13 protein-coding genes are annotated in these 15,416 nt (G+C 68.7%); 5 read left to right on the top strand and 8 right to left on the bottom strand.

The features are described 5' to 3' along the window. The first annotated feature begins 35 nt into the window (after nt 1-35). A complete protein-coding gene (locus tag ABZ412_RS21410) occupies nt 36-1,496 on the top strand; it encodes a DUF1254 domain-containing protein (RefSeq protein ID WP_357282908.1) in 1,461 nt (486 codons plus the stop codon). A 112-nt stretch (nt 1,497-1,608) separates the two neighbouring features. Further along, nucleotides 1,609-3,081: a DUF222 domain-containing protein gene (locus ABZ412_RS21405; protein WP_357282907.1), complete on the top strand. Its 1,473-nt coding sequence runs from the start codon at nt 1,609-1,611 to the stop codon at nt 3,079-3,081. 347 nt (nt 3,082-3,428) lie between these two features. Here ABZ412_RS21405 and hflX read toward each other — a convergent pair whose 3' ends face one another. Then, nucleotides 3,429-4,922, bottom strand: coding sequence for a GTPase HflX (gene hflX, locus ABZ412_RS21400; protein ID WP_357282905.1), 1,494 nt, complete (start codon nt 4,920-4,922; stop codon nt 3,429-3,431). An 81-nt stretch (nt 4,923-5,003) separates the two neighbouring features. After that, nucleotides 5,004-5,378, bottom strand: coding sequence for a MerR family transcriptional regulator (locus tag ABZ412_RS21395; RefSeq protein ID WP_357282904.1), 375 nt, complete (start codon nt 5,376-5,378; stop codon nt 5,004-5,006). 60 nt (nt 5,379-5,438) lie between these two features. On the opposite strand from ABZ412_RS21395, the gene ABZ412_RS21390 reads away from it, so the two are divergent. Then, entirely contained in the window at nt 5,439-6,596 is a 1,158-nt protein-coding gene (locus tag ABZ412_RS21390) for an alkene reductase (RefSeq protein WP_357282902.1), read from the top strand. 8 nt (nt 6,597-6,604) lie between these two features. Here ABZ412_RS21390 and dapF read toward each other — a convergent pair whose 3' ends face one another. Genes dapF through ABZ412_RS21370 form a run of 4 tightly spaced genes read right to left on the bottom strand, consistent with a single transcriptional unit; the run spans nt 6,605 to nt 10,068 of the window. After that, on the bottom strand, nt 6,605-7,525 hold the full coding sequence (gene dapF, locus ABZ412_RS21385) for a diaminopimelate epimerase (RefSeq protein WP_357282901.1): 921 nt from the start codon (nt 7,523-7,525) through the stop codon (nt 6,605-6,607). 5 nt (nt 7,526-7,530) lie between these two features. Then, complete coding sequence (locus ABZ412_RS21380; protein WP_357282899.1) at nt 7,531-8,352, bottom strand: TrmH family RNA methyltransferase; 822 nt, start codon at nt 8,350-8,352, stop codon at nt 7,531-7,533. A gap of 22 nt (nt 8,353-8,374) precedes the next feature. Then, entirely contained in the window at nt 8,375-9,283 is a 909-nt protein-coding gene (gene miaA / locus ABZ412_RS21375; protein ID WP_357282898.1) for a tRNA (adenosine(37)-N6)-dimethylallyltransferase MiaA, read from the bottom strand. Next, nucleotides 9,280-10,068 (bottom strand): hypothetical protein, encoded by a 789-nt coding sequence (locus ABZ412_RS21370; protein ID WP_357282896.1) that lies wholly within the window; start codon nt 10,066-10,068, stop codon nt 9,280-9,282. The genes miaA and ABZ412_RS21370 overlap by 4 nt, the downstream gene beginning before the upstream one ends. Nucleotides 10,069-10,242: 174 nt before the next feature. On the opposite strand from ABZ412_RS21370, the gene ABZ412_RS21365 reads away from it, so the two are divergent. Beyond that, entirely contained in the window at nt 10,243-11,679 is a 1,437-nt protein-coding gene (locus tag ABZ412_RS21365; RefSeq protein ID WP_357282895.1) for a DUF349 domain-containing protein, read from the top strand. Nucleotides 11,680-11,999: 320 nt separating this feature from the next. On the opposite strand, the gene ABZ412_RS21360 is transcribed toward ABZ412_RS21365, so the two are convergent. Together ABZ412_RS21360 and miaB are read right to left on the bottom strand one after the other, a co-directional pair. Continuing rightward, the gene (locus ABZ412_RS21360; protein WP_357283190.1) at nt 12,000-12,581 is read right to left on the bottom strand and encodes a hypothetical protein; all 582 of its coding nucleotides are present in this window, start codon (nt 12,579-12,581) and stop codon (nt 12,000-12,002) included. A 256-nt stretch (nt 12,582-12,837) separates the two neighbouring features. After that, nucleotides 12,838-14,364 (bottom strand): tRNA (N6-isopentenyl adenosine(37)-C2)-methylthiotransferase MiaB, encoded by a 1,527-nt coding sequence (miaB, locus tag ABZ412_RS21355; RefSeq protein ID WP_357282893.1) that lies wholly within the window; start codon nt 14,362-14,364, stop codon nt 12,838-12,840. 299 nt (nt 14,365-14,663) lie between these two features. Here miaB and ABZ412_RS21350 point away from each other — a divergent pair, with 299 nt between their 5' ends. Beyond that, a complete protein-coding gene (locus ABZ412_RS21350) occupies nt 14,664-15,392 on the top strand; it encodes an amino acid ABC transporter ATP-binding protein (protein WP_357096756.1) in 729 nt (242 codons plus the stop codon). The last annotated feature ends 24 nt before the right edge of the window (nt 15,393-15,416 follow it).

Genomic DNA, 15,416 nt, shown 5'->3' with positions numbered 1-15,416 from the left:
ATGAAGTAGCCAAAGCAGGCCAATCCGGACCCACCGTGTCCCGGCGCGCAGCAATTCTCGGCGCCACCGCCACCGCGATACTCGGCGCGGCGATCGGCGGTGGCGTGGTCGCGGTCTCGAAGCGCGACGACGATGACCCGAAATCCAGCACGTCCGCGAAGTCGGACTCCGACATCGACCGCGATGTGGTCTCCTCCCGGGCGTTCGACGCGGTCGTGTGGGGTATGCCTGCCGTCAACTACGACCGGATGCTGCAGGCCGCGATCGCGGTCGGCGCCGGACCGAACCAGATCGTGTACTGGTCGAAGCTGCTGGACTGGAAGAACCAGACGCTTACCCCGAACCCGAACGCCATCTATCTGATGCCGTTCTACGACACGACGTCCGGGCCCGTCGTGATCGATGTCCCACCCGCCGAAGGGGACTCCACGATCACCGGCTCCATCGACTCGGTCTGGCAGACCCCACTCGCCGATGTCGGCCCCGCGGGGACGGACAAGGGCGCGGGTGGCCGATACCTGATCCTGCCGCCCGGCTACACCGGCGAGATCCCGGACGGGTTCATCCCCCTGCGCTCGGAGACCTATGCCGGATTCGCCATCATGCGCTCGAATCTGAAGAGCGGCAGTGACGCCGATATCGCGGCAGCGGTGAATTACGGCAAGCGCATCGGCCTGTATCGGCTCGACGCCGCCGGAAACCCGCCTCCGACACCGTATGTCGACGCCTCGGGCAAGGACTTCGACTCCACCATTCCCTACAACCGGGACTTCTTCACCAACCTGAACAGGATCGTGCAGGCCGAGGTGTGGCTGCCGCGCGATATGGCGATGATCGACCAGCTCTCCAGCCTTGGCATCACCAAAGGTGCTCCCTACCAGCCGGACTCGGCGAACCTCGAGCGGTTCGACGAAGCCGCCACCGACGCGGGCAAATGGCTCGAACAGCTCTACGTCAAATCGTTCACGCCCCCGTACTTCGACAACACGCATTGGGCGCTCCCGGCCAACCAGCAACTGGTCAAGGCGATGAGCGACGGATTCACCGACCCCTCCAACTATCCGGTCGACGTCCGGGGCATGGCATATTCGTTCGCCTATTTCGCCGCCAAGAACCTTGGCAAAGGGCAGTTCTATCTGGTCGCCATCAACGACTCCGACGGCAAAGACCTCGATGACGGCAAGCACTACAAGATCAACGTGCCTGCCCACGTCCCGGTGTCGCTCTATTGGTCCGCCACCGCTTACGACCGCGGCACCCATACCCCGATCCGCGACGTGGACTGGGCCAGTCGCGCATCCAATACCCCTGGCCTGCAGACCAATTCCGACGGATCGGTCGACCTCTACCTCGACCCCAGCGCACCCGACGGCAACAAGTCCAATTGGATTCCCACCAAGTCCGGCCGGAACTTCGAGATCATGTTCCGCTTCTACGGACCCCAGCCGCCACTGTCGGAGAAGACCTGGAAGCTGCCCGATATCCAACCCGCCTGAGGCATGGACGCCGGGGCGGTCGGTCCGCTCCGGCAATTGGTAAAGTCTGAAATTGGTTGTGCAACAATTTAATTCATGCATCTCGATGAGGACTGCGCGATAGAATAGGGGTATGAATTCGGCAGGTCAGGTTCTCACGGACGACATCATGGTGGCGGATGCCATCGATATGATGCGCGTCGCGACCGAGGTCCTGATCGCCGAATCCCTCGACCCGATCGAGGACGACGACCTCGTGGATGCGCTGCGGGATTGGGAGAGCATGCGGCGCAGCACGGCCGCGTTCGAGCACAAGATGATTCGGGAAGTCGAGAACCGGGGGCTGCCGGAAAAGGCCGGGGTGAAACGGACTTCGAGATATCTCGAGCAGACCTTGCGTCTCGGGCACGCCGAAGCCTGCGCGCGGGTGCGCGCCGCGGAATTGCTGGGGATGCGGCGGGAAGCCGGGCGGATGGTCAAGCCGTGGCTGTCGTGGACGGCGGCGTTCCAGGAAATGGGTTTGGTGTCAGCCGATTCCGCGCGCCACATCGCGAAGATCATGGACAAGATTCCGGGGAAGGTCGACGCCGATACCCGCGACCGCGCCGAATTCCAGCTCGCGCACTTCGCCACCGAATCCGCACCCGATGATCTGCCCAAGATCGGGGACCGGATCCTGGGCTACCTCGATCCCGACGGGCGTCTCACCGACGAAGGTGACCGGCAGCGTCGGCGCGGGATCAGCTTCGGCAAGCAGGGCGTCGATGGCATGTCGGCCATCACCGCGCAGGTGACTCCCGCACTGCGGGCCGTGCTCGACCCGATCTTCGCCAGCCTGGCCCGGCCCGGTATGTGCAACCCCGATGATGCCGAAAGCCCCTGGTCCACTGAAGGACTCGACGACGCAGCCCTTGCGGGGCTGGAGCGCGCCGCACGCCGTGACGACCGCACCGCCGCGCAGCGCAACCATGACGCGCTGCTGGCGTTCCTGCGGCCCGAGATGGGTCCGACCGTTCCCGGTCAGCACCGTGGGCTGCCCGTCTCGACGATCATCACCATGTCGCTGGCGGAGGTCGAAGCGGCTGCCGGGGTGTCCACGACCGCGTCGGGTGGGACCGTGCCGCTGGAAGAAGCATTGCGGCTGGCCGAGAAGTCGACGCCGTTCCTGGCGATCTTCGATCACGCCGGGCAGGCCCTGCACCTCGGGCGGACCAAGCGGCTCGCGAACTCCGCACAGCGTATGGCGTTGATCGCCACCGAGCGTGGCTGCACCCGTCCGGGATGCAACGCACCCGCCACGCTGACCCAGGTGCACCACGTCACCGAGTGGGCCAAGGGCGGTCGGACCGACATCGAAGAATTGACCTTGGCCTGCGATGCTTGCCACGCACTGATCCATGACGGGCCCGGCGGCTGGAAAACCGTTGTCATGCCGAAGGATTCCGACCGTGCGGGCCGGACAGGGTGGATCGCGCCACGCCACATCGACCCCACCGGAACACCCCGGGTCAACGATCGCCACCGTGCGGGTGAGTTGATGGCCGCCTCCCTGGCCAGGCTGCGCGATGGCACACGCCCACCGGTCAAATGGTGGTCACTCGCCTGACGGGTGACCCTCCCTCGATCATGCAAAGCCCGAGCCCTACTGAAGGTGGGGCCCTTCGGGCTGCGTGCGTCACGGCTGCTCGTGTCACAAGGGCGTGCGCAGAGCTACGCGGAGTGTGGTCGCCTCGCCTGCCCTACCGGATTTGGGCTGACGCCAGGCTGGAGCCGCCACCCCCAGCCCACGGACCGCACGCATCACCTTCTACAGACAACCCAAAGATCCCTTTGCCCTTGCCCCGGGACGATGCGCGGCCGAGCCGTGCGGGGGCTGGTAGGTGAGGGGGCCTCGCAAGCTCGGCCACCCTCTCTTCCTGCTCCAGGCGTCTTTGGTCTTCGGTTGTTCTGGCCCTATGCGGCCGTGCCGCCCGCATGCGCGAATTCAGCGAGCTGACCAGCAAGGCTGTTCGGCACACGTGCGCGAACCCGGGTACCGGTTTCCTCATGCTCGGAGCTGAGGATCTTACCGTCCGCGTGGATACGAGCCAGCAGATCACCACGGGTGTAAGGCAACAACACACTGACCTCGACATCCAGCCCGCCGAGAATCTGACCGAGTCGGTCCCGAAGCTGATCCACCCCCTCGCCGGTGCGAGCGGAGACGAAGGCCGCATCGGGCAGCCAACCCCGCAGCTGCGTCACCTCCAGCGGATCCAGGGCGTCAATCTTGTTGACCACCAGGAACTCCGGCGGAGCAGGCGTCTTGGTTTCCTTCAGCACATCGGTGATGACCTCGCGAACCGCCTTGATCTGCTGATCCGGCAGCGCGTCGGAACCGTCTACCACATGCAGGAGCAGATCCGCGCCGGTCACCTCTTCCAGGGTGGACCGGAACGCCTCGACCAACTGCGTGGGCAGGTGGCGGACGAAACCGACGGTGTCGGTGAACACGACCTCACGCCCGTCCTCGAGCGCCGCCCGGCGGGTGGTCGGATCCAGGGTGGCGAACAGCGCGTCCTGCACCAGGATTCCGGCATCGGTCAACGCGTTCATCAGCGAGGACTTGCCCGCATTGGTGTAGCCGACGATCGCGACCTGCGGGATGCCGCTGGACGAGCGCCTGGCGCGCTTGGTGTCGCGGGCGGTCTTCATCTCGCGGATCTCGCGGCGCAGCTTGGCCATTCGCTCGCGAATCCGGCGACGGTCGGTCTCGATCTTGGTCTCACCGGGACCACGCAGACCCACACCGCCGTTGCTACCCGCACGGCCACCGGCCTGCCGGGACATGGACTCACCCCAACCGCGCAGTCGCGGCAGCATGTATTCCATCTGGGCCAGCGAGACCTGCGCCTTGCCCTCACGTGAGGTGGCGTGCTGGGCGAAGATGTCCAGAATCAGCGCGGTGCGGTCGATGACCTTCACCTTGACGATCTTCTCCAGCGCGGTCAGCTGCGCGGGCGAGAGCTCACCGTCACAGACGACGGTGTCGGCGCCGTGCTCGAGCACCATGCCGCGTAGCTCGTCGGCCTTGCCCGAGCCGATGTAAGTGGACTTGTCCGGCTTGTCGCGGCGCTGGATCAGCGCGTCGAGCACTTCCGAACCCGCGGTCTCCGCAAGCGCGGCCAGCTCGGCCATGCTCGCGTCGGCCTGGGCAGCCGTGCCCTCGGTCCAGACACCGACCAGAACGACCCGCTCCAGTCGCAGCTGCCGGTACTCGACCTCGGTGACGTCCTCGAGCTCGGTGGACAGACCCGCGACGCGACGCAGCGCGGCGCGCTCCTCGAGCTGCTGCTCGCCGACGGTCGGCGCGGCCGACCAGCCATTGCGGCCGGTCTCGGGCGCGTCGTTGGTCTCCTCGTCGAGGTCCTCGGCGGGAGTGAACTCATACGTTTCTGGCTTACTCATACACCTCCATAGTCCCACGTCCCAACGAACGGCCGCACTCGGTTATTTCGGGGCGACCGCCGCCCGCCCGCGGGCCACCGCTCACGACCTGGCCACGAACCGCTCCCCTGCGCGCACAATCACATCGTCGAGCACCTCGCGGGACCGCAGCAGGTCCGCGATGGTGCGATCGATCCTGTCGCGTTCGGCGCGCAATTCGCCGACCAGCTCGGGTGTGGCGCGTTCGTTCGCGCCGCCGTCGGTGTCACGCATGCACGGGAGGATCTCGAAGATCTTCTTGCTGTTGAGGCCGGCCGCGAACAGCTCCTGAATGTGGATGACCCGGTCCACGGCGAGCTCCGGATAGTCGCGCTGGCCGCCCGGGGTACGCGTGGCCACCAGCAGCCCCTGCTCCTCGTAGTAGCGCAGCGACCGATCGCTCACGCCGGTACGTTTTGCCAGCTCACCGATTCGCATGCGGCACTCCGGAATCCAAGGCTTGCACCTCACATTGATGTCAGGTTTTACCTTACCGGCATGACGAACACAGACCTCTTCACCACCGGCCGCGTCGGCGCGGTCGAACTCCCCAACCGCCTCGTGATGGCCCCGATGACCCGCAATCGCGCGGCCGCCGACGGGACCCCGACCGAGCTGATGGCCACCTACTACACCCAGCGCGCGAGCGCCGGACTGATCATCGCCGAAGCCGCCACCCCCAACCAGGTCGGACTGACCTACCCGAATATCCCGGCCATCTACACCGATTCGCACATCGCGGGCTGGCGGCGGGTCACCGACTCGGTGCGGGCCGCGGGCGGGCGCATGGTGCTGCAACTCCAGCACGGCGGCCGCGTCGGGCACCCGGACAACAGCGGACTGACTCCCGTCGCACCCTCCGCCATCGCCCTGCCCGACACCGTGCACACCCCCACCGGACACCAGGACGCCGTCACCCCACGGGAACTCACCGTCGCCGACATCCAGGACACCGTCGCTGATTTCGTCACCGCCGCCCGCAATGCGATCGCGGCCGGATTCGAGGGCGTCGAAATCCACAGCGCCAACGGCTATCTGCTGCACCAGTTCCTGTCCGACAACACCAACCAGCGCACCGACGCCTACGGCGGGTCGATCGCCAACCGGATCCGGTTCACCGTCGCGATGGTGGACGCCGTGATCGCGGCCGTCGGAGCCGAGCGGGTCGGGGTACGGATCGCCCCCGGGGTGAACGTCAACGGCATCGCGGAAACCGACACCGACGAGCTGTACCCGGCGCTCGTGTCCGCCCTCGCGCAGCGGCGACCCGCCTACCTGCACGTGGTCTTCGCCGACCCGGAAAGCAGCCTCTTCCACCGCATCCGGAGCCTGTGGCCGACCACCCTGATCGCGAACCCGAACCTCGGCTGGGGCGTCCCGCTACCCGCCGACGGCGGTGCGGCCGCGGCCGAGGCGCTCCTCGGCGCGGGCGCGGACCTGGTCTCGCTGGGCCGCTCGTTCCTGGCCAATCCGGACCTGGTGGAACGCCTGCGGGTCGGCGCGCCGCTCAACACCGTCCGCGACGCGCACCTGATGTACGTAGGCGGCGCGACCGGCTACACCGACTACCCGGTGCTCGCCGGCAACTCCGCCACCGGCGATTCCGCGCTGGACGGTATCGCCACGAAGCAGCTCCTCACCGTCAGCGCGGCGTGAAGATCCGCTCAGGCGTCCTGCCACCATTTGGCCGCGATGCGGCCCGTCGCCACCAGCTCCGACGGGCCGCGCAGCCACGCCGAACCGTTCTCGATGCCGACGGTCACCACGCCGCCGGGAATGCGGACCTTCACATGCCCGGTGTCCGAGGCGAGGTCGAAACCGTCGCGGGCGAGGGCCGCGGCGGCCGCCGCGACGGTTCCCGTGCCGCAGGATCGGGTCTCGCCCACGCCGCGCTCGTACACCCGCATGTTCACACCCCGCTCGCCGTCGGAGCCGACGTTCAACGGGGTGAGGATCTCGACGTTCACACCGTGCGGGAACAGGGTGTGATCGAAGCCGGGGGCATGCTCGAGGTCGAGGTCCGCGAGCAGCGCCGGGGTCAGGTCCGGGTCCACGCAGGCCAGGTGCGGGTTGCCGACGTCGATGCCGATCCCGGTGAATTCACGTCCGCTCAGCGTCGCCGTCGAGGGGCCGAGGTTCTTCACAATGCCCATGGCGACGGTCACTTCACCGTGCACAGGATCGGCGTGGTGCACGACCACCGGCCGCGCGCCCGCGCGGGAGCCGACCACGAACTCGGAACGCTGCTCCAGCCCGGTCGCGACCAGGTAGTGCGCGAACACCCGCACCCCGTTGCCGCACATCTCGGCGATGGACCCGTCCGCGTTGCGGTAGTCCATGAACCAGTCGTCGACGTCGACGCCCTCGGGCAGTGCGGCCAGCACGCCGGTCTCGATCAGCGCGCCCGCGCGGGCCACCCGCAGCACCCCGTCCGCGCCGAGCCCACGCTGCCGATCGCACAGGGCTGCGATCCGGGATTCGGTGAGCTGCAGCCAGGCGTCCGGGTCGGGCAGCACCACGAAATCGTTCTGGGTGCCGTGGCCCTTGCTGAATTCGATATCAGCGGCGCTGCTCTCGCTCGTCATGGTCATTACGGTAGCGCCCGGCGCTGCCGGGAGATTTCGTAGAGGGCCACCGCGGCCGCGGACGGCATGCCGAGCGTGCCGTCGGTGGGAATGCAGACCAGTTCGTCGCACACCTGCCGCCAACCCGGGGCCAGGGCGTCGGTGTCGTCACCGAGTACCAGCACGGTGCCGCCGTCGAATTTCGCGTCGTCGAGGGCCAGGCCGCCGCGATCGTCGCTGCCGACGATCCGGGTCGGGACGCCACGCGCCCGCTGCCGGTCCCGGAACGCCGCCACCTGCGCCGGACCGGAGGTGCGCAGCACGGGCACCTCGAACAGGGCGCCGTCGGACGCGCGCACGCTCTGCGGGTCGTACTGGTCGGCACCGGAACCGGTCACGATCACCCCGCCCGCCCCGAACGCCGCCGCGGATCGGATCAACGCGCCCAACCGGATCGCCGACGCGGGCCGATCCACGACCACGACGGTCGCGGGATCGTCCGCGGTGCCCGGCGCGAAGTCCTCGAGCTCGGGCCGTTTCGTCACCGCGACCGCGACCAGTTCCGGCACCGGCTCGCTGGGTTCGGCCAGTTCGGCCATCACCTCCGGCACCAGGCCGATGCTCGGCACGCCACTGGAGTCCAGCACCTGCCGCGCCCACGGCGACGGTTCCGGATCGCCCAGCCGGTAGACCAGAGTCTCCAGCGGCCAACGGCATTCGAGGGCGCGGCTGATGGGTCGCATGCCCTGCACCAGGAATCGGGAATCCCGGGTGCGTGCGGCGCGGGTGGTCAGGTAGGCCTGCCACACCCCGACCGCGGCGGTGCGTGTGTTCGCGCGACGCGTCACTGTGGTTGTTCCTGTTCGTCCCTCATCGGTGAGGCTCGAGGAGGGCCAGCGCGGTCTCCGCCAAGGCGGGATCCGCGCCGTCCACCCATCGCACCCGCTGATCTCGGCGGAACCACGACCGCTGTCGCCGGACATAGCGCCGGGTGCCGATGAAGGTGCGCTCCTGAGCTTCGTTCAGGTCGTATTCGTTGTCCAGGAAATCCAGGACTTGGGCGTAACCGATTGCGCGGCGGGCGGTTTGGCCATGGCGCAGACCGTGTGCGAGCAAGCCCTCGACCTCGTCGAGCAGGCCGGACTCGAACATTTTCGCGGTGCGCAGTTCGATGCGGGCATCCAGTTCGGCGGTCTCACGATCGACACCGATAATGGCTGTCCCCCAACGGGGTTCACCGATCTGGGGCGCCGAGGCGGCGAACGGCTGCCCAGTCAGCTCCACCACTTCGAGGGCGCGCACCATGCGGCGGCCGTCGGTGGGCAGGATCGTCTGCGCGGCCACGGGATCGGCCTGCTTCAGCGCCTCGTGCACGGCGACGGTGCCGCGGTCGGCCAGCACCGTCTCCCACTTGGCGCGGATCTCCGGATCGGTGGCCGGGAAATCCCAATCGTCCAGCAGCGCTTGCACGTACATCATGGAGCCGCCCACGATGACCGGGGTGCGGCCGCGCGCCATGATCGCCTCCACGTCGGTGCGGGCCGCCGCCTGATACGAGGCGACGGTGGCGGTTTCGGTGATGTCGAGGACATCGAGCTGGTGGTGCGGGATGCCGCGGCGTTCGGCGACCGGAAGTTTCGCGGTGCCGATGTCCATGCCGCGGTAGAGCTGCATGGCGTCGATATTGACGATCTCGCCGTCCAGGCGTTCCGCCAGATCCAGGGCCAGGTCGGACTTTCCGGTGGCGGTGGGGCCGACGACCGCGACGGGGCGGGTCACGCGGTGACCCCGCCATCGGCGGAGAGCGTCGGGAGCCACACGCTGACGTGGTAGGCGACGCCGAACGGGGCTGCGGCGTAGCGGGTTTCGACCTGCGGATCGGCCGGGTCGGCGGCGAACAGTCCGGCCAATGCCTGGTAGGCGGGCCGGCCCTCCACCTCGATCTCGGCGCACAGGGCGGTGTCGAGGTCGGCGAGGGCCTTGCGGTCGCCGGCGCTCAGGGCTTGGTCGATGTCGGCTTGCACGCCCTCCGCTCGCTCGTCGAGGTAGCGGGGGGCCTTCAGGGAGAGGGTGGCCGCGCCGTCGGCAACCACCAGGACACCGACCGGTTCGGATTCGGCGTCGAGTTCCGCTCGCAGCGCCCGCCCGAAGGCCAGACTCTCCTCCGCGGTGGCATCGGCCGAGATCAGACGGCATTCCGCGACGGTCTCGGGTGCGACCTGCTCGCGCAGCCAGCCCGCGATCAGCGCGGGCAGCGGCAACAGGACATCCGCGACACGCTCGGCAACCGGGCCTGACAAACCGACCCGCACGTCCACGCCGTATCCCCGGAATGTGCCCACCGCGTCAGCGCCGATCACCCGGCCCGAATCGCCCGCGCCCTCCCCCGGCTCCGCCACGCCGACGACGACCCATCGCGACACGCGGGCGGCCAACTCCCGGCCCGCAGCCGACACCGCAGCTCGCAGCTCCGCGACAGCCCCCTCGACGGCCGACCCGGCCGCGCCCTCCAGTTCGGGAACCAGCACGGGCGGCGAGGGGACCAGTGACGCAACACAGAACACGCCGTCAACCGTAGCGCTACCGCACCTCACCAGCCCCACCCCCGCCGATCGCCGCGCCGCCGAAGCGGGCTCAAAGACAGCATTTCGTATCTCAGCCTGGTTGAATGGGATGAGCTAGACCGATGAGCTAGGGCGTAACCAGGCAGCCGTGACGCGCGGCAGGGACGAGGAGCTATGACCGACAACAACGGAAACGAGAAGGCTACCCACCCGGAGTCGACCCCGACGCCTCAGCCCGGCGCCGCCGTGCCTGCCCCGAGCGAGAGCGCCAAGCCATCACCGGCGGCCGCCGCCGCACCCCGCCCGGGGGGCCCGCGCCGCAAACCCGAAACTCCCAAACCGCACGCCATGCCCGGCCCGGCCGCGGCGCATCCGCACCCGGTCGTGGTACCGAACGTCAGCGACCCCAGCCAGTGGGGACGGGTCGACGACGACGGCACCGCCTGGGTCAAGACCGCCGACGGCGAGCGGGTGATCGGCTCCTGGCAGGCCGGTGACGCCGCCGAGGGCCTGGCCCACTTCGGCCGCCGCTACGACGATCTGGCCACCGAGGTGGCGTTGCTGGAGGCCCGCCTGGCCGCCGGCACCGACGCCCGCAAGACCAAGACCGCCGCCACCGCGCTTGCCGAAACGTTGCCGACGGCCTCGGTGATCGGTGATCTGGACGGTCTGTCCGCCCGGCTGCAGGCCATCATCGAACACTCCGACGAGGCGGCCGCGCACGCCAAGGAGGAGAAGGACCGCACCCGGCACGAGCAAACCGAGCGCAAAGAGGCCTTGGCAGCCGAGGCCGAGCAGATCGCCAACGAATCCACCCAGTGGAAGGTCGCCGGCGACCGGCTGCGGGAGATCCTCGACGAGTGGAAGACCATTCGCGGCGTGGACCGCAAGGTCGACGACGCGCTGTGGCGCCGCTTCTCCAAGGCCCGCGAGGCGTTCAACCGCCGCCGCGGGGCGCACTTCGCCGATCTGGATCGCGAACGCGCCGCCGCCAAGGGCCGCAAGGAAGAGCTCTGCGGCCGCGCCGAGGAACTGTCCGGCTCGACCGACTGGTCCGGCACCGCCGCCATCTTCCGTGAGCTGCTGACGGAGTGGAAGGCCGCCGGTCGCGCTCCGCGCGAGGCCGACGAGCAGCTGTGGCGTCGCTTCAAGGCCGCACAGGACGTGTTCTTCGCCGCCCGCAACTCCGCGGCCAGCGAACGCGACCACGAGTTCGAGCAGAACGCCTCCCTCAAGGAGGAACTGCTCGAGGCCTACGCGCACATCAACCCCGAGACGGGGCTCGATGCCGCGCGCAACGCCCTGCGCGAACTCCAGGAGAAGTGGGACGCCATCGGCAAGGTGCCCCGCGAGCGCATGCACGACCTGGAATCGCGTCTGCGCGCCATCGAGAAGAAGGTCCGCGAGGCCGCCGACGCCCAGTGGCGCCGCACCGACCCCGAGGCCATGGCCCGCGCCGCCCAGTTCCGCGAGCGCGTCGCCCAGTTCGAGGAGCAGGCCGCCAAGGCCCAGGCCGCGGGCAAGACCCGCGACGCGGAGAAGGCTCTGGAGCAGGCCAAGCAGTGGCGCGAATGGGCCGACGCCGCCGAAGGCGCGGTCAGCCAGCGCTGAAACACCGATCGCCCGGGCCGCGTCGCGGCCCGGACGATCGCCGCACGTCCGGTCGAAAAGGTCCGGCGGCAACCCGATCAGGTTGCCGCCGGGCCTCTTTCGTACCATCGCCACCCGATCAACCTTCCCGCGGGCCGGGCCGCGGCGGCATCCAAGCCGTTGGGAATTCGCAGCGCCCCGCGAAGTCGCCATCGAACAGGACGGCCCCCGCGAATCACACGATGACCGCCTCGCTCGGCGGAACGCTGGAGATCCCACGAAAAGGCCCGGTCACAACCGATTCGGTTGCGACCGGGCCTGTCGAAATATCGTGCCGCGGCTCAGTCCTCGCCGAAGAGGCGGCGACGCTGCTGGTCCTCGGCCTTGGCGGCGGCCAGGCGGCGCTGTTCCTCGGCGGCCAGCTGGACCGAGGTGCGGGCCCAGACCACGCGGACCCAGTGGAAGGTCAGCACGATGATGGCGAGGGTGGCCAGGATGAGGCCGGCGCCGGGGCCGGCGCCGTGGTAGTTGCCGAGGCCGGGGGTCTGGCGGTGCCAGATGGACAGCACGCCGAAGACGCTGCCGACGGCGGAACCGGCGACGGCGATCCAGGCCAGCATCCAGCGGCGGGTGATGAGCGCGAGCACCGAGAAACCGATGCCGAAGATCACCACGAACCAGACGAACACCCGCGACGGCAGGCCGATGTGGTCGGCCTGGGCGACGGTGTCGTAGAGCAGCACGTCGAAGCCGCGGGTCTTGCCCGCGTGCGGCAGCACCAGCGAGGCCAGCAGCACGAACACCGAACCGGCGACCACCATGGCGCGCATGCCCGGGTCGATCTCGCCGGCGATCTTGCGTTCGACGGCCTCGAGGTCCGCGCGGAACTGCTCGAAGTCCTGACTGTGGTCGGCCGCCTTCATGCTCTCCTCGTTCGCGTCGGGCGCCTGCTGCGACGCCGTATCCGATTGTGCTGCTTCGCCTTCCGGCTGCTCCGGCCGGTCACGAGGCTCGTCGGAGCCGGTGGGCTGCTGCTCGGTCATGCTGATCCTCGCTGACGCCGTAGCGCTCCCGCGCCGTGACTGGGTGCGGCGTGCGCGGGCGAAGAGCCGACGGCGCACGTCTCCCGCGATCCTGCCCTATGACGCAGCGTAGTTGACCAGCGACCCCCACCTGCGACTACTCGCCGCAGGCGGACCCGCAGCCCGCCGCCGCCGTCTCGACCACCACCGGCGCACCGATGCTCGGCAGGCCCAAACCGACGCCGATGGGCGCGGTCTTGGGGGTGATGCCCTGCTCATGGGCATCACCCGCGCGGGTGCGGCGGTGGCTCAGCACCTCGCCGTCGGCGATCAGGTAGTGCGGGGCCGCGCCGGTGACGTCGATGGTGATGATGTCGCCGGGCCGGATCTCGCTGCCCGGCGCCGGGTTCGCGGTCGGGCGGAAGTGGACCAGGCGGCCGTCGCGGGCGCGGCCGGACATGCGGGCGGTCTTGTCGTTCTTCTTGCCCGCGCCCTCGGCGACCAGCAGTTCGACGGTCGAACCGACCAGCGCCTGATTGCCCTCGAGCGAGATCTGCTCCTGCAGCTCGATCAGCCGGTCGTAGCGTTCCTGCACGACCTCCTTGGGCAGCTGGTCGGGCATGGTCGCGGCCGGGGTGCCCGGGCGGATCGAGTACTGGAAGGTGAACGCGCTGGTGAACCGCGCCTGCCGCACCACGTCCAGGGTGGCCTGGAAGTCCTCCTCGGTCTCACCGGGGAAGCCGACGATGATGTCGGTGGTGATGGCGGCGTGCGGCATGGCGGCACGCACCTTCTCGATGATGCCGAGGAACTTGGCGCTGCGGTAGGAGCGGCGCATGGCCTTGAGCACGCGGTCCGAGCCGGACTGCAGCGGCATGTGCAGCTGCGGGCAGACATTCGGGGTCTCGGCCATCGCCTCGATCACGTCGTCGGTGAACTCGGCCGGGTGCGGGGAGGTGAAGCGGACCCGCTCGAGGCCCTCGATCGTGCCGGTGGCGCGCAGCAGCTTCGCGAATGCGCCACGGTCGCGCGGCTCTTCGGGGTCGGCGAACGAGACGCCGTAGGAGTTCACGTTCTGACCCAGCAGCGTCACCTCGAGCACGCCCTGCTCGACGAGCGCCTGCACCTCGGCGAGCACGTCGCCGGGCCGCCGATCGACCTCCTTGCCGCGCAGCGCCGGAACGATGCAGAACGTGCAGGTGTTGTTGCAGCCCACCGAGATCGACACCCAGCCCGCGTACGCGGACTCGCGCTTGGCGGGCAGCGTGGACGGGAACGCCTCGAGCGATTCGATGATCTCGACCTGGGCCTGCTCGTTGTGGCGGGCCCGCTCCAGCAGCACCGGCAGCGAGCCGATGTTGTGGGTGCCGAACACCACATCCACCCAGGGCGCCTTCTTGACCACGGTGTCGCGGTCCTTCTGCGCCAGGCAGCCGCCGACCGCGATCTGCATGCCCTCGCGTTCGGCCTTGATCGGCGCCAGGTGGCCGAGGGTGCCGTACAGCTTGTTGTCGGCGTTCTCGCGCACCGCGCAGGTATTGAAGACGACCAGGTCAGCGGTATCGCCGGCCACGGCCTTGACGTAGCCGGCGTCCTCGAGCAGACCCGAGAGCCGCTCGGAGTCGTGCACGTTCATCTGGCAGCCGTAGGTGCGGACCTCGTAGGTCCGGGCCGGGGAATTCACCCAACCAGGGTAATAGCTGCTCGGCGGAGGCCCTAAACCCGTCCGGGCCTCGGCCGAAACCCGTCCGTGCCGCGCGCACCCAGACCCCGCGGCCGTGCCGTGGATGGTCGCCGAATTGTCGCCGAATCAACGCCCGACCGGCCGAGCTGGTCTCGGCGGCGTCAATCGCTGGTTACGCGCGGGTGTCGAGTCTCGGCACAACCCGGGCCGGACCGGCAAAGACGAGCATTTCGGGCGCAAGGTGGTTAGGGTCACTGGTCATGACCGACGTGGCCGATTCCATCAGCACTCCCGCGCCGATGATCTCGATGCGGAATGTGGACAAGCACTTCGGCTCGCTGCACGTCTTGCGTGACATCAATCTCGAAGTGCCCAAGGGGCAGGTCGTGATCGTGGTGGGACCCTCGGGCTCCGGCAAGTCGACGTTGTGCCGAACCATCAACCGGCTCGAGACCATCGATTCCGGTGAGATCGCCGTCGACGGGGTGAAACTGCCCGAGGAAGGCAAGGCCCTCGCCAAGCTGCGCGCCGACGTGGGCATGGTGTTCCAGCAGTTCAACCTGTTCGCGCACAAGACAATTCTCGACAATGTGATGCTGGCGCCGGTGAAGGTGCGCCGCACCGACAAGGCCAAGGCGCGAGCCCGGGCACTGGAGCTGCTCGACCGGGTCGGCATCGCCAATCAGGCCGACAAGTATCCGGCGCAGCTCTCCGGCGGACAGCAGCAGCGCGTGGCCATCGCCCGCGCGCTGGCCATGAGCCCGAAGGTGATGCTGTTCGACGAGCCCACCTCCGCACTCGACCCGGAAATGGTGTCCGAGGTGCTCGAGGTCATGGTCGGGCTGGCTCGCGACGGCATGACCATGCTGGTCGTCACCCACGAGATGGGCTTCGCGCGCCGCGCCGGCAATCGGGTGCTGTTCATGGCCGACGGGCAGATCGTCGAGGACACCGAACCCGAATCCTTCTTCACCGCACCGAAATCGGATCGCGCCAGGGACTTCCTCGGCAAGATCCTCTCCCACTGACTCCACAAGAGAACAGGACGTTCG

This window comes from Nocardia sp. NPDC005746 (assembly GCF_040630785.1).
Taxonomy (GTDB): Bacteria; Actinomycetota; Actinomycetes; order Mycobacteriales; family Mycobacteriaceae; genus Nocardia.
The sequence above is the reverse complement of the archived record's forward strand: the minus strand, read 5'-3'. Positions and strand labels throughout refer to the sequence as shown.

Coding starts and splice junctions, on each gene's coding strand:
- ABZ412_RS21390 (WP_357282902.1), top strand. CDS start 5,439: ATGACGAACACAGACCTCTTCACCACCGGCCGCGTCGGCGCGGTCGAA.
- hflX (WP_357282905.1), bottom strand. CDS start 4,922: ATGAGTAAGCCAGAAACGTATGAGTTCACTCCCGCCGAGGACCTCGAC.
- ABZ412_RS21350 (WP_357096756.1), top strand. CDS start 14,664: ATGATCTCGATGCGGAATGTGGACAAGCACTTCGGCTCGCTGCACGTC.
- ABZ412_RS21365 (WP_357282895.1), top strand. CDS start 10,243: ATGACCGACAACAACGGAAACGAGAAGGCTACCCACCCGGAGTCGACC.
- dapF (WP_357282901.1), bottom strand. CDS start 7,525: ATGACGAGCGAGAGCAGCGCCGCTGATATCGAATTCAGCAAGGGCCAC.
- ABZ412_RS21395 (WP_357282904.1), bottom strand. CDS start 5,378: ATGCGAATCGGTGAGCTGGCAAAACGTACCGGCGTGAGCGATCGGTCG.
- ABZ412_RS21360 (WP_357283190.1), bottom strand. CDS start 12,581: ATGAAGGCGGCCGACCACAGTCAGGACTTCGAGCAGTTCCGCGCGGAC.
- ABZ412_RS21405 (WP_357282907.1), top strand. CDS start 1,609: ATGAATTCGGCAGGTCAGGTTCTCACGGACGACATCATGGTGGCGGAT.